This is a genomic window from Mesorhizobium sp. C089B (assembly GCF_030323125.1).
Taxonomy (GTDB): domain Bacteria; phylum Pseudomonadota; class Alphaproteobacteria; order Rhizobiales; family Rhizobiaceae; genus Mesorhizobium.
Genome location: NZ_CP100469.1, coordinates 2473785 through 2494424, shown reverse-complemented (window position 1 = coordinate 2494424; position 20640 = coordinate 2473785). Strand labels below are relative to the sequence as shown.

The 20640-nt window shown below is 63.2% G+C and carries 12 protein-coding genes; 11 read left to right on the top strand and 1 reads right to left on the bottom strand.

Translation table 11 applies throughout. The features are described from left to right. The first annotated feature begins 268 nt into the window (after positions 1–268). The 9 genes from NLY44_RS12565 (at position 269) to NLY44_RS12525 (ending at position 15642) form a co-directional block, all read left to right on the top strand. Positions 269–2197 carry an autotransporter assembly complex protein TamA gene (locus NLY44_RS12565; RefSeq protein ID WP_023804940.1) on the top strand — a complete coding sequence of 643 codons (1929 nt, stop codon included), beginning with the start codon at positions 269–271 and terminating at the stop codon, positions 2195–2197. A gap of 2 nt (positions 2198–2199) precedes the next feature. After that, on the top strand, positions 2200–4677 hold the full coding sequence (locus tag NLY44_RS12560; RefSeq protein ID WP_286457320.1) for a translocation/assembly module TamB domain-containing protein: 2478 nt from the start codon (positions 2200–2202) through the stop codon (positions 4675–4677). After that, a complete protein-coding gene (locus tag NLY44_RS12555) occupies positions 4635–8246 on the top strand; it encodes a translocation/assembly module TamB domain-containing protein (RefSeq protein ID WP_286457318.1) in 3612 nt (1203 codons plus the stop codon). Before NLY44_RS12560 ends, NLY44_RS12555 begins: the two co-directional genes overlap by 43 nt. 251 nt (positions 8247–8497) lie before the next feature. Continuing rightward, positions 8498–10150 carry an ABC transporter substrate-binding protein gene (locus NLY44_RS12550; RefSeq protein ID WP_023668187.1) on the top strand — a complete coding sequence of 551 codons (1653 nt, stop codon included), beginning with the start codon at positions 8498–8500 and terminating at the stop codon, positions 10148–10150. Between the two features lie 222 nt (positions 10151–10372). After that, on the top strand, positions 10373–11407 hold the full coding sequence (locus tag NLY44_RS12545; RefSeq protein ID WP_023687977.1) for an ABC transporter permease: 1035 nt from the start codon (positions 10373–10375) through the stop codon (positions 11405–11407). A 13-nt stretch (positions 11408–11420) separates the two neighbouring features. After that, entirely contained in the window at positions 11421–12578 is a 1158-nt protein-coding gene (locus tag NLY44_RS12540) for an ABC transporter permease (RefSeq protein WP_023690814.1), read from the top strand. Positions 12579–12620: 42 nt separating this feature from the next. After that, entirely contained in the window at positions 12621–14837 is a 2217-nt protein-coding gene (locus tag NLY44_RS12535; protein WP_023804942.1) for a dipeptide ABC transporter ATP-binding protein, read from the top strand. A 143-nt stretch (positions 14838–14980) separates the two neighbouring features. After that, positions 14981–15208: a hypothetical protein gene (locus NLY44_RS12530; RefSeq protein WP_023668191.1), complete on the top strand. Its 228-nt coding sequence runs from the start codon at positions 14981–14983 to the stop codon at positions 15206–15208. Next, positions 15205–15642 carry a TA system VapC family ribonuclease toxin gene (locus NLY44_RS12525; protein WP_023682204.1) on the top strand — a complete coding sequence of 146 codons (438 nt, stop codon included), beginning with the start codon at positions 15205–15207 and terminating at the stop codon, positions 15640–15642. Before NLY44_RS12530 ends, NLY44_RS12525 begins: the two co-directional genes overlap by 4 nt. A 56-nt stretch (positions 15643–15698) precedes the next feature. Here NLY44_RS12525 and NLY44_RS12520 read toward each other — a convergent pair whose 3' ends face one another. After that, positions 15699–16289 carry a transglycosylase SLT domain-containing protein gene (locus NLY44_RS12520; RefSeq protein WP_031201523.1) on the bottom strand — a complete coding sequence of 197 codons (591 nt, stop codon included), beginning with the start codon at positions 16287–16289 and terminating at the stop codon, positions 15699–15701. A gap of 217 nt (positions 16290–16506) precedes the next feature. Between NLY44_RS12520 and NLY44_RS12515 the strand changes: the two genes are divergently transcribed. After that, positions 16507–18045 carry a trimethylamine methyltransferase family protein gene (locus NLY44_RS12515; RefSeq protein WP_023815599.1) on the top strand — a complete coding sequence of 513 codons (1539 nt, stop codon included), beginning with the start codon at positions 16507–16509 and terminating at the stop codon, positions 18043–18045. A 78-nt stretch (positions 18046–18123) separates the two neighbouring features. After that, positions 18124–20565, top strand: coding sequence for a GcvT family protein (locus tag NLY44_RS12510; RefSeq protein ID WP_023804946.1), 2442 nt, complete (start codon positions 18124–18126; stop codon positions 20563–20565). Positions 20566–20640 lie beyond the last annotated feature (75 nt).

The following is a 20640-nucleotide window of genomic DNA, read 5'->3' as shown; positions in this document are numbered from 1 at the left end:
CAGACACTGCTACGTCCGCGGCATGTTCAAGCTTCAGTCAAGCTTGTCAACACGAGGACGGGCAGGTTTCCGCCCGCCAACGGTTCCCAAACCGGCCAATGACCGGTATGCCGATAGTTCATCCACGGGAAAGGGATCACGCTTTCTTGCGAAAACGCAGAAGGTGTGAATTCCAAGCCCTGCCTATTTCAGACAATTGGATTGTGGCCCCTTTACGAGCGCTTCAAAACTTCATTCCAATTTTAGTTTTGTAACCTAGGTTGTCCTGATGCCGGCGTATGAAGCGCAGATGTCGAAGGTAAGTGCGCCACGGCGCACGCTTTCGCGTGCGCTGATTGTGGCGTTGGCGTGCTCGACCGTGCTCGTTGCCGAATCGGGGTCGGCGGCCGCCTTCGAGCTCTTCGGCATCAAATTGTGGGGCTCTTCGAATGACGAGGACGCCGATATCGTCGACCCGCTGCGCTATGCGGTGACCATCGAAGCGCCCGATGCCGACAAGGACCTGGTCAAGAAGCTCGAAAACGCCTCGTCGCTGAAATCCGACGAAGACCGCCCGGTTTCCGGCTCGCTCGGCCTTTTGGCGAAGGCGCGTAGCGACCGCGAACAGCTGGTCGCCGCGCTTTATGCCGACGCCCGTTATGAAGGCGTCGTCACTATCACCATCCAGGGCAAGGCGCTCGACGATTTGCCGCCCGATGCCGAATTTACGGGTCCGCAGCCGATCCCGGTGGTGATCAGCATCTCGAGCGGGCCCAAATTCACGCTCGGCAATATTCGGCTGGAGGGCGATGCCGCCGGGCTGGCGAGCGCCGATTTCGGCCTGATAGCCGGCGGCGATGCCGGCTCGGGCGCCGTGCTCAAGGCCGAGGCGCTGATCGTGCGGGCGCTGAAGCAGGAGGGCCGGCCGCTGGCCCGGATCACCGACAGGCAGGTCGTGGCCGAGCACACCACCTCGACGCTCGACGTGACGCTGACGGTGGCCGCCGGGCCGGTTGCCGGTTATGGCGACACCACCGTCGATGGCACCGAGAAGGTCAATCGCGAGTTCACCGAATATATGACCGGGCTGAAACGCGGCCGGCAATATTCGCCCGACGAGATCGACGATGCCCGCGACCGGCTGCTGAGGCTCGAAGTGTTCAACAGCGTGACGCTGAAGGAAGCCGACAGTCTCGACGCCGACGGCAACATTCCGATCGGCGTTCAGGTCAGCGAGCGCAAACCACGCTATTTCGGCGTTGGCGGCACTTTCTCCAACACCGAAGGGCTAGGCCTGGAAGGCTATTGGGGCCACCGAAATCTGTTCGGCCGGGCCGAAAAGCTGCGCATCGAGGGCAAGATCAGCGGCATCGGCAGCAACGATCTCAGCGAGCTCAACTACAATGCCGGCATCATGTTCGAGAAGCCGGGCGTGGTCGGGCCGGCCTCGAAATTCATCGCCAGCGTCAAGACCGTCCTCGAACATCCCGATGCCTACGACCATTTCTCGGTCAAGGGCAGCACCGGCCTGTCCTATGAGATCGACAAGAAGCAGACGGTTTCGGCTGAAATCGCGCTGGACTATTCCAGGATCACCGACGCCTTCGGCAAGCACAAATACCTGATCGCCAGCATTCCGCTGCAATATGTCTATGACAACAGGGACAACCGGCTCAATCCGACCAGCGGCTTCAGGGTTCTGGCCTATGCCGAACCGAGCTACGACATTCTGAGCGGCGCCGCCTTCCTCAAGCTCAGGGGCGAGGGGTCGGCCTATCAGTCGCTCGACACGGCCTCGAAATTCGTGCTTGCCGAACGCGTCGCGCTGGGTTCGATCGTCGGCACCGGCCTTCAGAACGTTCCAGCCGACAGGCGCTTCTATTCCGGCGGTGGCGGCTCGGTGCGGGGCTATGCCTATCAGGGCATCGGACCGAAGGACATCGACAATCAGCCGATCGGCGGGCTTTCCTTCTTCGAAACATCGGTCGAAATGCGCATTGCGCTGACCGACACGATCGGCATCGTGCCGTTCGTCGACGCCGGCACTGTCTCGACCACAGCGACGCCGGACTTTTCCGACGTGAAGGTCGGCGCGGGCGTTGGCCTGCGCTACATCACGCCGTTCGGGCCGCTGCGCATCGACGCCGCCGTGCCGCTCAACCGCGACCGTGGCGACCCGCGTTTCGGCATCTATGCCGGGATCGGACAGGCGTTCTGACGATGAAGATTTTGAAACGCATCCTTCGCCTGTTTTTCTACACGCTGCTGATCGTGGCGGCGGCGGGCATCGGCGCGCTGGTCGTGCTGACCAAGACCGAGCGCGGCCGCGAAAATCTCGCCGGCATCATCTCTGACATGGCCTCGTCAAGGGACAGCAAAGTCACGGTCAGCGGCATTAACGGTATCTGGTCCGGCGCGCTGACGGTCGACCATGTCGTGCTGGAAGACCGTGAGGGCGCCTGGCTGGTGGCCCGCAAGGTGGCCATCGACTGGTCGCCGCTGGCGCTGCTGTCGAAGAATTTCAGCGCCGACCGCATAGCGGCCGAACGGATAGAATTGGCACGGCTGCCTGTGGCGAGCACCGAGCCGAGCAAGAGCGGGTCGGGCGGCCTGCCGGTTTCGCTTGATATCAGAGCGATCGATTTGCCGGAGATCGCGCTCGGCCAGCAACTTGCCGGCAGCGGCATTGCCGAACTTGCGGCCAAGGGATCGGCCAAGGTCGATGCGTCGCCACTGGCGATCCAGACGGTGCTCAACGTTACCCGCCATGACGGCAAGCAAGGCAATGTCGACGCCAACATCCACTTCGCGCCGGATGAAAACAAGCTCGACCTCGATCTCAAGGCTTCCGAGCCGGCCGGCGGCATCATCGCCAACCTGCTCAAGCTACCCGGCGCGCCGCCGGTCAACATCGTCGTCTCGGGCACCGGGCCGCTGGCCAACTGGAGCGGCATCGGCACCTTCATGGTCGACGGTCAGATCGTTACCCAGCTCACCGGCCGGCACCAGCTCACCGACAAGGGCAACCGGATCGAGGCCAAGGGCGACGGTTCGTTCGAAGGCTTCCTGCCGGAACGGTTCAAGTCGCTGTTTGCCGGCAAGACCAGCTTCGACCTAGCCGGCACCGCGACCGCGGCCGGCGGCGTCGACATCGAGCGCGCTGCGATCGAGAGCGACGCAGTTCATGGTACCGCTGCCGGCATGGTCGACCCCAACGGCGCCAGCGACCTTTCGGTCGAACTCGTGGTCAAAGCCAAGCCGGTCACGGTCAATGCCGGTACCCAGGCGCAGCCGATCATGGTGGCCATCAACAATGTGACCGCGCGCGCCTTCGGTGACGGCAAGGCGCCGATGATTGACGCCAGCGCTTCGCTCGTCTCGGTGGTTGCGGGCGGTTCTCAGGTGAACAATCTCGATGCGCGGATCCATTCCGACGGTTTCGACATCGAGAACCGCAGCGGCCCGGTCAGCGTGTCGCTGGCGGCGGCCGGGCTGAAGACCGACGTCGCGACGCTGGCCCCGCTGGTCACCGGCAAGCTGACGGCCTCTCTTTCCGGCTCGATCAGCAAGGATGAGATCTCGCTCGATGAGGGTACGCTGCGCAGCGATGCGCTCAATGCCGGGCTGACGGCCAAGGTGGCGCTGGCCGACCTCGCCATGACGCTCAAGATGAATGCCGATGCGGTGTCGACGGCGCTGCCGCCGCAGATCAGTTCACTGCTTGGCGAACGGGTCAAATTCTCGGCGACCGCGACGCGCGATCCGCAGGGCTCTTTCGCCGCCAACTCGATCGAACTCACTTCCGGTTCGCTGAGCGCCAGCGGCACCGCCAGCGCGCAAGGCAGCGATATCCAGGCCGACATCAAGGGCAAGCTCGGCGACGTCTCGGTGCTGTCTTCGCTGGTCGGCGTGCCGATCGCCGGCGGGGTCGATTTCGCGCTGACGGCAAGCGGCGCGCGCAACGCACCGGATTTCTCGGTTTCGGCCGACAGTGCCAGCCTGACGGCCTCCGGCCGCACCGTCAAGGACATCAAGCTGACCGCATCGGGCAAGGCCGACATTGTGAGCCCGGCCGCAGATGTCTCGCTGACCGGCGCGGTCGACGAACAGCCGCTCGCCATCAAGGCGGCGCTGGTGACGAGCGATGGCAAGCGCTCCATCAAGGGGCTCAGCGTAGCGCTGGGCGACAACAAGGTGTCGGGCGACCTCACGCTCGATGAAAAATTCCTGCCGCTGGGGACGCTGACGATCTCCGCCCCCGATATCGCGCCGCTGGCGTCGCTGGCCGGGCAGACGGCGGCCGGCGATATCGGCGGCACCGTGGTGTTCGCCAAAGACGGCGAGGCTCCCACTGTCACCATCAATGCAGCCAGCGTGTCGATCGCGCGCGGTGATGTGGCAGCCAAGGCAGTCACCGTCAGCGCACTGATCGCCAACTATCTCAACAGCCCTGCGATCTCCGGCACGATCAAGGCCGAGAGCGTGACCTCGGGAACGACCGTCGTCAGTGGCATCGGCGTCGACCTCAAGCGTGACGGCGACTGGACGAATTTCACCGGCGGCGCAACCATATCAGGCATTCCGGCGACAGCTGCCGGGCGGGCGAAGATTGCCGGGGCGCGACCAGCGTCGAGATCGCGTCCGGCGAGGCGACGGTGCGCGGCATCAAGGTGGCGATCGCCGAGCCGTCGAGCCTGACCATTGCCGATGGCATAACCAACATTCAAAGGCTGGTAGTCGATCTCGGCGGCGGCTCGGTGACGCTGTCGGGCACGGTGGGCCAGACGCTCGATCTGGCGGCGACCTTCTCGGCGCTGCCGGCTGCGCTTGCCAATGGCTTTTCGCCCGGCCTCGATGCCGCGGGCACGCTCGACGGCACGGCGCAAATCACCGGGCCGTCAGCAAATCCCGACATTCGCTTTAATGCAAAGCTGGCCGGCGCCGAGACCAGCCAGACCCGTCAGGCCGGGCTCGGACCGCTCGATGTCGATGCGGCCGGCAGCTATTCGACGGCCGGCGGCGTCGTGCTGGATCAGGCGACGCTGTCGGGCCAAAAAATCTCCGGCAAGGCCGCCGGCACCGTCAACCCGAACGGCGCCAGCGATTTCGCGCTCGATCTGACATCGTCCGGTCCGAGCCTGCCGTTGACGCTGGGCAGCGCGGAAAGCCCGATCAAGCTCGAATTGCAGGCGCTGTCGGTGAAGGCGGCCGGGCAGGCTGCGCAAGCCAAGCTCGACATCTCGGCGGTACTGCCTTCGGTGGCGACGGATGACGCCAAGGTCGAGGGCATTGCGCTTGCGCTGCATTCCGATGCATTTGATCTGAGAAGCCGCACCGGTCCGATCTCGGGCACGGTGACGGCGGACAAGATCGGTCTGGACAATCCGACCATCGCACCGCTGATCGCCGGCAAAGTCACCGCCAAGGTCGCGGGCAGCCTGGCGGCCGATGCGATCACCATCGACAGCGGCTCGGTGCAGGGCGATGCGCTGGGCAGCGCCTTCAATGGCCGTGTCGGCTTTGCCGATGGAGCAATCGACCTCAACCTCAACGCCGACGTGCTGTCGGCGGCGTTGCCGGCGGCGGCGCGCAGCGTGCTGGCAGAGCGCACGCAGCTCAGCGCCACGCTGAAGCGGGATGCCAATGGCAATGTCAGCGCCAATCCGGTCACGCTGGCGTCGGGCGCACTGACCGCGGACGGTCAGGCCAGCCTCGCCGACAACAAGCTTAGCGCAAATATCAAGGGTGCACTGGCCGACATCTCGCTGTTGTCGAAAGATGCCAAAGGCGCGATCAGCTTTGCACTCAACGCGCAGGGGCCCAGCCTGGCCCCGGATCTGTCGCTGACGGTCAGCAGCGACCGGCTTCTCGTGGCGGAACGCGAAATCACCGGGTTGAAGCTGACCGCCACCGGCAAGGCCGATGCCGCCAATCCGGCGGCCAATGTGCAACTGACCGGCAATGTTGCTGGGCAGGCGCTGCAAGGCAGCGCGGTGCTGGCGACGGCGGACGGCAAGAGCGCCATCAACGGCCTGCTGCTGTCGCTCGGCAAGAACAAGATTTCCGGCGACCTTGCGCTCGACGAGGCTTTCGTGCCGGTCGGCACCATCGCGCTCGACCTGCCGGATATCGGGCCCCTGGCGGCGCTGGTGCTGGAAAAGGCCGAAGGCGACGTGCGCGGCACCATCGCCTTCTCAAAGACCGCGGATGGCCCGAACGTCGCCGTCAAGGCTGCGACCGCTTCGATCACGCGCGGCGACCTGCAGGCGAAGACGGTGTCGATCGATGCGCTGGTCGCCAACTATCTCGCCGCGCCGGTCATCTCGGGCAAAATTCGCGCCGACAGCGTCATTTCCGGCGGCACCGCCATCAGCGGCATCGATGTCGATTTGAAGCGCGACGGCGACTGGACCGGGTTTTCCGGCGGCGCCACCGTCAAGGGCATTCCGGCGAAGGCTGCGGGCAGGATAAAGGTGGCTGGCGGCACCACCACCATCGAACTCGCTTCCGGCCAGGCCACGGTGCAGGGCATCAAGGCGGCCATCGCCCAGGCCTCGACCGTCAGCATCGCCAACGGCACAACGACGCTGGACAAGCTGGTGCTCAATCTCGGTGGCGGCACGGCGACGGTGACCGGCAAGGTCGGGCAGGCACTCGACATCAGTGCCGCGCTGTCGAAGGTGCCGGCTTCGCTGGCCAACAGTTTTTCGCCGGGCCTCCAGGCCGCCGGTTCGATTTCAGGGACTGTGAAGGTGACGGGCGCGTTGGGCAATCCGGCTGTCGCCTTCGATATCGATGCCGGCGGGGTGCAGACCTCGCAGACGCGCAGCGCCGGTCTTGGCGGCATGAATATCTCTTCGTCGGGAACATTTGCCGGCAAGAAGCTCACCTTCAACGCCGACATCAGCGACGGCGCCGGGCTTGGCCTCAAGGGCGGCGGTACGGTGACGACGGCCGGCACACCAGCGCTGGTGCTCGACTTCAACGGCAAGGTGCCATTTTCCTTCCTGGCCGCCAAGCTTGCGGCGCAAGGCCTGTCGCTCAGCGGCACCGCCAACGTCAATATCCAGATGCGCGGCCCGGCGGCGTCGCCGGTGATCGGCGGCACGGTCAGCACGTCGGGCGCCCGCCTGGTCGACGCGCGCTCCGGCCTTGCCGTCAACGACATTGCCGCCGACATTTCGATCGGCAACGGCGTTGCCCGGATCAACCGGCTGACCGGCACGCTGTCGACACGCGGCAGCCTGTCGGCCTCCGGCACCCTCGGCATCAATCCGGCGCAAGGTTTCCCAGCCGATTTGTCTATCAAGCTGGTTGACGGCCGCTATACCGACGGCAGGGTGGTGACAGCCAATCTCGGCGGCGACCTGACCATCAAGGGGCCGCTCACCTCGGCGCCGGTGATTTCGGGCACCGTCAATCTGGCCAAGACCGTCATCACCGTTCCCGATAAGCTGCCGGGCTCGCTGGCAGCGCTCGGTGTCAAGCACAAGAACGCGCCCGCCTCCGTGCGGGCGCAGGACAAGGCCTTGCGACCGGCGGCGGCCAGCGGTGGTGGCGGCAGTGGGCTTGTCCTCGACGTCACGGTCAATGCGCCGAACCAGATCTTCATCCAGGGCAGGGGCGTCGATGCCGAGTTCGGCGGTTCGCTGAGGCTGACCGGCCCGGCGGCTTCGCCGCAGGCGGTCGGCACCTTCACCTTGCAGCGTGGGCGGCTGTCGATCCTCGGCAAGCGGCTGACCTTTACCGAAGGCACGGTCGGCTTTTCGGGCTCGCTGGTGCCCTACCTCAACTTGACCGCGACATCGACCACGACCAGCGCCACCGTCACCATCGTCGTCTCGGGCGAAGCGACCAATCCGAAATTCGACTTCTCATCGGTGCCGGCACTGCCCGAGGACGAGGTGCTGGCGCAGCTGATTTTCGGCCGCTCTATGTCGAACCTGTCGCCGCTGCAGATCGCGCAGCTGGCCGAGGCCGCCGGCCAACTGGCCGGCGTCGGCGGCTCGACCTCGCTGCTCGAAAACCTGCGCAGTGCAATCGGCGTCGACGACCTGGATGTGACCACCGATGACCAGGGCGGCACCGCCGTGTCGGCGGGCAAGTACCTCAATGACCGCACCTATGTGACGATCCAGAAAGGCGACAGGCCAGGGTCGGGCAAGGCGACGATCGACCTCAATGTCGGACGCGGCGTCAAGCTGCGCGGCGAGGCCAATGATGGCGGCGAGGCCAAGGGCGGCATATTCTACGAAAAGGAATATTGAGTTCCTGGCCCTTACCGCCGCCGGAACTGGCGCTGTCTCAACCCGCCCAAATGTATCAATACTCGCCTAAGCAGATTCCGGCGGAATCTGGGCGCGCTAGCACTTTTGCGCCAAGTCTGTCGTTATCACGCGAACCGCTCCCTTTTCAAAGTTGCACATTCCCTAACAGGTTCCGTAGCCATGCCGTCTTTGACATCACGGCAGGGATGCGGAATGTTAAAAGGCGGAAAGCCAACAATGGGAGTTAAGGTATGACAAATTACAAGAGTAATGGCGATCGCGTTCCCGATCACATCCTGGCCATGGCCGAAGAAGCCAAGGCAGGCAAAGTCGATCGCCGCGAGTTCCTCGCCATGGCGAGCGTGTTCGGCGCGTCGACTGCGATGGCCTACGGCATGCTCGGCGTAGCCGTGCCGACCCAAGCCAGGGCCGAAGAGGTGCAGGGCAAGAAGGGTGGCATCCTTAAAGTCGCGCAATGGGTCAAGGATCCCAAGGATCCGCGCAAGGCCGACTGGTCGGAAATCGCCAATGCCGAGCGCCAGGCGCTTGAGCCGCTGGTCAAGTACACCAGCGAATACACGTTCCGGCCGTACCTTCTGGAGAGCTGGGAGGTCAACGACGACGCCACCGAGTACACGCTGCATGTGCGCAAGGGTGTGACCTGGTCGAATGGCGATGCCTTCACCGCCGATGACGTCATCTTCAATCTCAAGCGCTGGGCCGACAAGAAGGCCGAGGGCAATTCGATGCCTGGCCGTCTCGGCACGCTGGTCAAGGACGACAAACTCGACGAAAGCGCCGTGACCAAGGTTGACGACCACACCGTCAAGCTGAAGCTCGGCAAGGCCGACATCGCGCTCATTCCGAACATGTGCGATTATCCCGGTCTCATCGTCCACAAGAGCTTCGACGAGAAGGGCGGCGACTTCAAAGCCTGCCCGATCGGTACCGGTCCGTTCGAGCTCGTCTCCTACGATGTCGGCCAGAAGGTGGTCTACAAGCGCCGCGAGGATAACAAGTGGTGGGACGGCGAGGTGTTCCTCGACGGCATCGAATTCGTCGACTACGGCACCGATCCGGCAGCCATGGTCAGTGCCTTCGAGGCCGGCGAAGTCCATACCAATTTCGAGACCTCGGCCGACTATGTGTCGATCCTCGACGGACTGGACCTGGTCAAGTCCGAAATCGTCACCGCGTCGACCATCGTGTGCCGCACCAACATCAACAACAAGCCTTACGGCGATCAGAAGGTGCGTAACGCGCTGCAACTGGCGGTCGACAACAATGTCGTTCTGCAGCTTGGCTACGGAAATGCCGGCACGGTGGCTGAAAACCACCATGTCTGCCAAATCCACCCGGAATATTACGAGCTGCCCAAAGTCGCTCGCGATCCGGCCAAGGCCAAGGCGCTGATGGCGGAAGCCGGCCAGGCCGACTTCGAGCATGAGCTGATAACGGTCGACGAAGACTGGCACAAGAATACCGGCGACGCCATCGCCGCGCAGATGCGCGACGCCGGCCTCAAGGTAAAGCGCACGGTGCTGCCGGGCTCGACGTTCTGGAACGACTGGACCAAGTATCCGCTGTCGATGACCAACTGGAACATGCGCCCGCTCGGCGTCCAGGTTCTGGCGATCGGCTACCGCACCGGCGAGGCGTGGAACGAGTCGGCCTATTCCAACCCCGAATGGGATGCCAAGCTCAATGCAGCATTGGCCGTTGCCGATGCGGCCAAGCGCAAGGAGATGATGAAGGACATCGAGCAGATCCTGCAGGATTCCGGCATCATGATCCAGCCATACTGGCGCAAGCTCTACAGCCACTCGGTCAAGGCGGTGCAGAATTACAAGATGCATCCGACCTTCGAGCGCGACTACGGCAAGGTCTGGCTCGACCAGGCGTGATCGGAACGTCAGGGAAGGGGCACTTCGCTCCTTCCCGTCACGCCTCGCATGGCCCAGAACCGGAAGCCGCCGCAGCAAAAGTTGCGGACTCTCCTGAAAGACCGTTCAATAAAACTGGGTTGATTGCATCCGAGTGCCGATTTGACGGCCAACTCTGCCGGCAACGGCAAAGCTGGTTTTTCGAACTGGCTCCAACCCCAACCAGACCGGCAGGGGACCGCCATGCTTTCTTTCGTAATCCGGCGTCTCGGCACCATGGCATTGACGATGCTGTGCCTGACGATGATCGTCTTCTTCCTGATCAACCTCGAGCCGAATTTGAAGAAGCTGGCGATCAGCCAGACCGAAATGCACACATCGGCCGAACAGCTCGAAAGCTGGCTGGTCAACCATGGCTACCGGCAGAACTTCTTCGTGCGCTACGGCCAATGGCTGGGCGTCGTCCCGAAGCAACCGGTGACCGATCCGGCGACCGGCAAGCCGACGCAGCGTTTCTCCTTCTGCAACGAACCGCTGGAGCCGAAATTCTCCGGCATCCTGGAAGGTGATTTCGGCTGCTCGACCAAGTTCAAAACCACCGTTGCGTCAAAGCTATTCCCCGCACTCGCCGCCACCGGTATCCTGATGCTCTGCGTGCTGTTGGTGATGGTGCCGATTTCGCTGCTGATCGGCATCCTGGCCGGCATGCGCGAGGGCTCGCGAACGGACCGAACACTGTCCGTCGCATCGATCGCGTCGACGGCGACGCCCGAATATGTGTCGGGCGTCATCTTCACCGTCATCTTCGCCTCCTGGCTCGGCTGGCTGAACGGTTCGGCCGCCTCGGCAAGCCAGGGCATCACCTTCTACAATTTCACCCTGCCGGTGATGACGCTGGCGATCTACGGTATCGGCTACATCGCCCGCATGACGCGCGCCTCGATGGTCGAGGTGATGACGCAGCAATATATCCGCACCGCCCGGCTGAAGGGGCTTTCCTTCGGCAGCGTCGTCGTCAAGCACGCGCTGCGCAATGCGCTGATCGCGCCCTTCACCGTCATCATGCTGCAATTTCCCTGGCTGCTTACCGGCGTCGTCATCGTCGAGGTGATGTTCCGCTACCAGGGCTTTGGCTACACGCTGGTCGAGGCCGCCGGCAACAACGACATCGATCTGCTGCTTGGCTGTTCACTGGTGTCGGTGTTCATCGTGCTGATCACGCAGCTCATCTCGGATGTCGGCTACGCGTTCCTCAATCCGCGTATCAGAGTTCAATAGGGGGCTGGGGCAGATGCAGGTCGAATATATCGGTGCCTTCAATGTCGTGCTCGGCGTGATTGGGCGTTTCTGGCCGGTCTGGTTAGGGCTTGCCCTGGTGATGGGGGTGAGCTTCACCTACAAGAAAAGGCTCGGCCTCTACGGCCAGTTGTTCGATAGCGGCGTCGGCATAGTCGGTGTCGGCATCTGCCTGTTCTGGCTGTTCACGGCAATCTTCGCGTCGACCGTCGCGCCCTTCGATCCGCTCGCCCAGGTCCCGATCATGAAGGATGCGCTGCCGGGCGCGCTCGAGCCGGTATCGAAACTCATCTACTATTTCGGCGGCGACAAGCTCGCCCGCGACGTCTTTTCGCGCATGGTCTATGGCAGCCAGATCGTGCTGATCATCGCGCCGGCGGCGACCGGTTTCGCGCTGATGGTCGGCATTACGCTCGGTCTGCCCGCCGGTTACTATGGCGGCCGGATCGACACCGTGCTGTCGTTCCTAGCCAATCTGGTGCTGGCCTTCCCGGTGATCCTGCTGTTTTACCTGCTGGTGACGCCGGGCATCATGGATACGCCGATCCCCTACGCCATGGCCGGGCTGTTCTTCCTGTTCCCGATCATCTTCTTTTCGGTGCTGTTCTGGACCCGCTACAAGAACCGGCCGGACCGCCTCTATATATTGCTCGGGCTGACGCTGATCATCGGCGGCTGGGTCTATGCCGGCCTGGTGTTCGACGCCGATCCGTTCAAGATCATCCACATCGATCCCAACCAGCTCAACATCTTCGTGGCGGTGGTGTTCGCCTCCAGCCCCGGCGTGTTCCGCATCGTGCGCGGCCTGGTGATGGACATCAAGACGCGCGACTATGTGGCGGCGGCGCAGACGCGCGGTGAATCGCCTTGGTACATCATGCTGTGGGAGATCCTGCCCAATGCGCGCGGACCGCTGATCGTCGATGCCTGCCTGCGCATCGGCTACACCACGATCCTGCTCGGCACGCTCGGCTATTTCGGGCTGGGCCTGGCGCCGGAGAGCCCGGATTGGGGCACCGCGATCAAGGACGCCAGCCGCCTGCTGCGCTCGTTCATCCACCCGGCGCTGCCGCCGACAATCGCGCTGATGTCGTTCGTGCTGGGCTTGAACCTGCTTGCCGACTCGCTGCGCGAACAATCGATGAAAGACTGATCTGCGGGTCCCGCGAGCATGAAAATAGGATTGGAGCGACCCATGAATGAGGCAGTTCGAAATCCCGGCAAGCCGACCCTTGGGCCAAGCGCTGCGCCGATCATCGAGATCGAGAACCTGTCGATCTCCTTCTTCACCCGCAAGGGCGAGATCCCCGCCGTCATGGACTTTTCCTGCACGGTGATGCCGGGCGAAGCCATGGGCATCGTCGGCGAGTCCGGCTGCGGCAAGTCGACCGTGTCGCTCGGCATCATGCGCGACCTCTCCAACATCGGAAAGATTGTCGGCGGCAAGATCAAGTTCCAGGGCAAGGACATGGGCGAGCTGTCCGACGAGGAGTTGCGCTCCATCCGCGGCAACAAGATCGCCATGATCTACCAGGAGCCGATGGCGAGCCTCAATCCGGCGATGAAGGTCGGCCAGCAATTGATGGAAGTGCCGCTGATCCACGACAAGGTGTCGAAGGAAGAGGCTTACAAAAGGGCGCTCGAAATGGTGCGCTCGGTGAGATTGCCCGATCCCGAACGCATGATGCGTTCCTATCCGCACCAGCTGTCCGGCGGCCAGCAGCAGCGCATCGTCATTGCCATGGCGCTGCTGTCGAAGCCGGCGCTGCTTCTGCTCGACGAACCGACGACGGCGCTCGACGTGACGGTGGAGGCCGGCATCGTCGAACTGGTCAAGGGGCTGGGCGAGAAGTTCGGCACGTCGATGATCTTCGTGTCGCACAATCTGGGCCTCATCCTCGAGACCTGCGACCGCATCACGGTGATGTATTCGGGCGAAGCGGTCGAGACCGGCAAGATCAAGGACGTGTTCGACCGGATGCGTCACCCCTATACGCAAGGGCTGTTCCGCTCGATTCCGCTGCCGGGCGCCGACAAGAATTCGCGGCCGCTGATCTCTATCCCCGGCCAGTTGCCGCTGCCGCATGAGCGGCCCAAGGGCTGCAATTTCGGGCCGCGCTGCCACCATTTCGTCGAGGGCGTCTGCAACGCCGCCGAAATCCCGATGATCGAGGTCGCCGGTCACGAAGGGCATTTCTCGCGCTGCGTGCGCTTCAACGAGATCGACTGGGAAGCGCTGCCTCCCGGCGCCAAGAAGGTCAATGAGAAGGTCGTGCCCGGCGCCCCGGTGCTCAAGATCGAGGATTTGAGAAAATACTACAAGGTCGGCGGCAGCGAAGTGTTCGGCTCCAGCGAAGGCCGCGTCGTCAAGGCCAATGAGACGATCTCGTTCATGGCGCGCGAATCCGAGACCGTCGCCATCGTCGGCGAGTCCGGCTGTGGAAAGTCGACACTGGCCAAGGTCCTGCTGGGGCTGGAGACGGCAAGTGCCGGCACAGTGACGCTGGGCAACAAGGAGATCCAGTCGACCGGCATCGAGAAGCGCAGCGTCGAAACGGTGTCGTCGATCCAGATGGTGTTCCAGAACCCGTTCGATACGCTCAATCCCAGCCACTCCGTCGGCTCGCAGATCATCCGCACGCTGGAAAAATTCAAAGTCGGCAACAATGTCGCCGAGCGGCGCAAGCGCATGCTGGAGCTGCTCGACCTGGTGAAGCTGCCGCGGGCCTTCGAGACGCGCAAGCCGCGTCAGCTCTCAGGCGGCCAGAAGCAGCGCATCGGCGTGGCGCGCGCCTTTGCCGGCGATGCCAAGGTGGTGGTGGCCGACGAGCCGGTGTCGGCACTCGACGTCTCGGTGCAGGCGGCGGTGACCGAGCTCCTGATGGACATCCAGCGCAAGAACAAGACGACGATGCTGTTCATCAGTCACGATCTGTCCGTCGTGCGCTACATCGCCGACCGGGTCGTCGTCATGTATCTCGGCTACATCGTCGAGCAGGGTACGACCGACCAGATCTTCGCGCCGCCCTACCACCCCTACACCGAGGCGCTTCTGTCGGCGATCCCGATCGCCGACACCAGCGTGGTCAAACGGCACATCGTGCTCGAAGGCGATATCCCGTCGGCGATGAACCCGCCGAGCGGCTGCCCGTTCCAGACGCGCTGCGGCTACAAGAGGCTGGTGCCGGACAATCTGTGCGAGACCAAGGTGCCGCCGGTGAAGCATCTCGGCGATGGCCATATGAGCCTGTGCTGGCTGTCGGACGATGTGCTGGCGACGATGGAGCCGGTGATCAAGTTCGACAGGGAACACGCAGCGCATGAGGGCGTGCCGGAAGACGCACCGGATGGGATCGGCCCCGGTTTCGCCGGCGAACCGCCGAAGCGCCCGCATGGCAAGAAGCCGAGCTGACCAGCCATAGAGGCAATGCCGCTCGTTGGCGCATTGCCGCAGCGTCGCCATAGCTCAAGGAACGACAGGCTACGTTCGCTTGAATATTGCTGTCCATTGCTTTATGTGATGCGTGATGTTTGATGCGCGATAGGGAGCATATTGTGAGAACCACACTTGCAATCGATGACGATGTCCTACTTGCGGCCAAGGCCATGGCGCGACAGCAGGATCGCAGCGTTGGCGATGTCATTTCCGATCTGGCTCGCCGCTCACTGCGCAGGCCACCGACCGGCGGTGAACGCAACGGCATCCCCTTGCTTGCATCGCGGCCCGACGGCCCGATGGTCGATCTCGAAATGGTCAATGCGCTTCGCGACGAATTGCCGTGACCTTCCTGCTCGACGTCAATGTCTTGATTGCGTTGATCGATCCGGCTCACGTCGCGCATGAAGATGCCCATCGGTGGTTTCAATCCACCGGGCATTTATCATGGGCAACATGTCCCATTACCGAGAATGGCGTCATCAGGATTGTAAGCAACCCGAAATACCCCAATTCTCCGGGTTCGCCCGCCGTGGTGGCGCAGATTGTCGGCAAGCTGCATGCCCTTTCAGGACATCAGTTCTGGCCTGACGAGATCAGCCTTGTCGGTTCCAACGACATCGATGCAGCCAGGATCCTCACCCCGGCACAGGTAACGGATAGCTATTTGTTGGGACTCGCCAAGGCGCGTGACGGCCAATTGGCGACGTTTGACCGAAAGCTGTCGACGGCAGCGGTAAAGGGAGGGAGGTCGATCCTCCACCTGATCCCAAGCGAATGAATGGCTGAGTTCTGCTTCGATCGCAAACTGCGTGGCTGCAAGACCGCTTGGCAACGTCAGTTGCCGCATTGCTGCAGCTGTTCGGCATAGTCGCGGGCCATCTTTTCGGTCGCCCTGGCATAGCCCTGCACGCCGGCATCGCCACGGTTGCCGCGGCCGTAGGCGGTCCAGCCGAGATAGTAGGCGAGATAGAGATTGTAGGTGTCGTTGCGGGCGACGCCGAACGTGTCTGATGTCTTGGAATGATACCAGCCGACGAAATCGACGGCATCGGCAAACTTGGTCCGCCGCGCCGCCCAGCTGCCGGTTTCGCTCTGATATTGCGACCAGGTGCCGTCGAGCGCCTGCGAGAAACCGGTGGCCGACGAGACATGTTTCCACGGAATGAAGCCGAGCAGTTTGGTACGCGGCGGCCTGGCATTGCTCTTGAAACCGGATTCCTTGCGCACCGTCGCCATCAGCACGGGGACAGGGACGCCGTATTTCTGCGAGGCGCGCTCGGCGGCCGACTGCCAGTTGTCGAACCAGCCGTCGTTCTGGTCGAAGACGGCGCAGACATTGTTGATATGGTTGGGCGGCGTCGCGCAGGCCGGCAAAGCCAGCAGCACGCCAACCGCTACAATTTTACTCAAATTCGAACTACGCATGGAAGACGGATAGGCTGAAATCATAAAGGGAATCTTGCGGCGTTTCTTAACGGCTTGCCGGCCCGGCTCCGCTGAGTGGGACCTGTATCATTATTCCGACCTTTTGCGTCGCCTCTGTCTCCATACGAATTCAAAAATGCCGCCTTAGCTAAAATCACGCCCGCGAAGGGCGGATTTCTGACAGCGATATCCGGATGCCGGCGCTCTGATGCCAGGCATGAATGAACCAAGACGAAAGCGCGGCGCGGAGCGAACCAGCAACCGGGGGCCCGCCGCCATCCCGCAACTTCCACTGCGGCGGGTGACCAATCCCTATCCGCCGATGGCGATGCTCTCAGTCGACCAGGTCGAAACGATCCACCAGGCGTCGATGCATATTCTGGAAAATTTCGGCATCGAGGTGATGTCTCAGCGGGCGCTGGCGCTGTTCGAGAAGGCGGGCGCAAAAGTCGACCATGCGACCGCGAATGTCCGCATCGACCGGGGCCTTGTCGCCGAGGCGCTGAAGACCACGCAGTCCAGCTATCGGCTGACGCCGCGCAACCCCGCCAACACCATTCATCTCGGCGGCAACACGATCAATTTCACCCTCGTCGCCGGGCCGCCCAATGTGCACGACATGGAGCGCGGCCGGCGCGCTGGAAACTTGCACGACTATGCCGATCTGACCCGGCTGGCTCAGCATTTCAACTGCATCCACATGCTCGGCAACCAGGTCTGCGCGCCGGTGGAACTGCCGGCGAACACCAGGCACATGGATACCTATTTCAACAATCTGACGCTGACCGACAAATCTTTCCATGTCTCGGCGATCGGACGAGGCCGGGCGCTGGACGGCATCGAGATGATGGCAATCGCGCGCGGGCTGACGCTGGACGAGATGCGCGATGATCCCGGCATTGCCACCATCATCTCGGTCAACTCGCCGCGGCGTTTCGACGAGATGATGGCCGAAGGGCTGATGACCATGGCTGAGTTCGGCCAGTCGGTGGCGGTGACGCCGTTCACGCTGATGGGCGCGATGAGCCCGGTGACGCTCGCCGGCGCCCTGGCGCAACAGAATGCCGAAGCACTGTTCGGCGTGGTGCTGACGCAACTGGTGCGCCCCGGCGCGCCGGTGATGTACGGCGCCTTCACCTCCAACGTCGACATGAAGTCGGGCGCGCCGGCCTTCGGAACGCCGGAGAACACCAAGGCCAACATCGCCTCGGGGCAATTGGCGCGGCGCTACAATCTGCCCTACCGCACGACACCGGGGTCGGCATCGAATGCGGCGGACGCGCAAGGCGCCTACGAGACGCTGATGGCGCTGTGGGGCGCTGTGCTTGGCCACGGCAACCTCGTCTATCATGCCGCCGGCTGGCAGGAAGGCGGGCTGACGGCATCGTTCGAAAAGCTCATCATCGATGTCGAGATGATCCAGCACATGATGGAATTCCTGCGCCCGATCGTCGTCGACGAGGCGGAGCTTGCTGTCGAGGCGCTGGGCGCGGTGCCGACCGGCGGCCATTTCTTCGGCGAACCGCACACGCTGGAACGCTATGCCACCGCCTTCTACCAGCCGATGCTGTCCAACTGGCAGAATTACGAGGCCTGGCAGGAAGCCGGCGGCCTCGACACCACGGCGCGCGCGACCCGGCTGTGGAAGAAGGCGCTGGAAGACTATGTCGAGCCGGTGATGGACATCGCCGTGCGCGAGGCGCTGGAGGCATACATGGCCAGGCGCAAGGAAGCGATCGGGCAGGGCGAGCCGTGACTTTTTCAGCGTCGGCGCGCGGCGCTGCCTTTCTGATTCACCTTATCTCCTCAACTCATTGATAACAGAGAAAAACTCATGAAATCGCATGCAAAGGTCGTGGTCATTGGCGGTGGCGTCGTCGGGTGTTCGGTGCTGTTCCATCTGGCCCGCCATGGCTGGACCGATGTCGTGCTGCTGGAGCGCGACGAGCTGACCTCGGGCTCGACCTGGCATGCGGCCGGCGGCATGCACACGATCAATGGCGACCCCAACGTCGCCAAGCTGCAGAAATACACGATCTCGCTCTACAAGGAGATCGAGGAGCTGTCGGGGCAGGCGACCGGCGTGCATCTGACCGGCGGCGTGCTGCTGGCGGCGACCGAGGCGCGGCTCGACTGGCTGCGCGGCGTCGTTGCCAAAGGGCGTTACCTCGGCATCGATCTCGAGGAAATATCGGCCAACGAAGCGGCTGAACTGATGCCGCTGATTGATCCCAAGCAGTTCGTCGGCGCCGTTCGCAACAAGGAAGACGGCCATCTCGATCCCTCCGGTGTGACGCATGCCTACGCCAAGGCCGCGCGCAAGCTTGGCGCCGAGGTCGAGCGCTTCACCAAGGTGGAAGACATTGTGCGCCGGCCCGACGGGATGTGGCGGGTCATCACCAACAAGGGCGAGGTCGTGGCCGAGCATGTCGTCAATGCCGGCGGCCTGTGGGCGCGCGAGGTCGGCCGCATGGTCGGGCTGGAACTGCCGGTGCTGGCCATGGAGCACATGTACCTGATCACCGAGGATATGCCGGAAGTCGCGGCGTGGAACGCCAAGACCGGCACCGAGATCATCCACGCCGTCGATTTCGACGGTGAGCTCTATCTGCGCCAGGAGCGCGGCGGCATGCTGATGGGCACCTATGAGAAGGCCAACAAGGTGTGGTCCGAGTTCCAGACGCCTTGGGATTTCGGCCATGAACTGCTGGAGCCGGACATCGACCGCATCGCGCCGTCGCTCGAGGTCGGCTTCCGGCATTTCCCGGCCTTCGAGAGGACCGGCATCAAGCAGATCATCAACGGGCCCTTCACCTTTGCACCGGACGGCAATCCGCTGGTTGGGCCGGTGCGCGGGCTACCGGGTTTCTGGGTCGCCTGCGGCGTCATGGCGGGCTTTTCACAAGGCGGCGGCGTCGGCCTGGCGCTGTCCAACTGGATGATCGAGGGCGATCCCGGCGCCGACATCTGGGCGATGGATGTCGCGCGCTACGGCGACTGGGCGACGATGGCCTACACCAATGCCAAGGTGCGCGAGAACTATTCGCGCCGCTTCTCGATCCGCTTCCCCAATGAGGAACTGCCCGCGGGGCGGCAGCTGAAGACGACTCCGATCTACGATCTGCTATCGGCCAAGGGCGCGCAATGGGGCGTGTCCTATGGGCTGGAAGTGCCGCTATGGTTTGCGCCCGAGGGTGTCAGGGACGAGTTCTCGTGGCGGCGGTCCAGCGATTTTTCCCATGTCGCCAATGAGGTCGCGACGGTTCGTGAGAGCGTCGGCCTGGCGGAGATTTCGAACTTCGCCAAATACAAGGTGACGGGAGAAGGGGCGGCCGCTTGGCTCGACCTGATCTTTGCCTGCAAGTTGCCCAAGCCAGGCCGCATGACGCTGGCGCCGATGCTGAAGGATGACGGCAAGCTCATCGGCGATTTCACGCTGGCCAATATCGGTGCCCCCAATTCCAACGGGACCGAGTGGTTCATCGCCGGCTCCGGCATTGCCGAGCAATATCATATGCGCTGGTTCGAGGCGCATTTACCTGCGGATAGCTCAGTGCGCATAGAGGCGCTGGGCCAGAGGCTGACCGGCCTCGCCATTGCGGGGCCCAAGGCGAGGGAGGTGCTGGCAAAGGTCAGCCGCGCGGATGTCGCCAACACCGCATTCCCCTTCATGGCGGTCGCGAAAATGGACATCGGCACGGCGCCGTGCCTGGTCGGCCGCGTCAGCTACACCGGCGATCTCGGCTACGAGATCTGGGTGGCGCCGGAATATCAGCGCGCTGCCTTCCAGGCGTTGATGGCGGCAGGCGAGGAATTCGGCCTCGGCCTGTTCGGCTCGCGCGCGCTCAATGGGCTGCGGCTGGAGAAAAACTACGGCTCATGGGCGCGCGAATACCGGCCGATCTACGGGCCGCTGGAGGCCGGGCTCGACCGTTTCGTCGCCTATGGCAAGGATGCCGATTTCATCGGTAAAACCGGCGCTCTTGCCGAGCGCAAGCAGGGCGGCAAGCTCAGGCTGCGCACATTTATCCTCGATGCCGACGATGCCGATGTCATCGGCGACGAGCCGATCTGGTACGATGGCGCGGTGCGCGGCTGGGTAACGTCGGGCGGCTATGCGCATCACTCGAAGAAATCCGTCGCCATCGGCTATGTGCCGAAGGAGATCGCAGACAAGAGCGACGGCTTCGAAATCGAACTTTTGGGCAAGCGCCACGCGGCGCGCGTTCAGGCAGCGCCGCTCTTTGACGCGAACTTCGAGCGAATGCGCGCCTGAAGCGCTTCGGCTTCGCCGAGGCGCTTCAGATTCTTGGTGCAAGTCGTTATCCCAAAACCGCTGCGCACTTTTGGG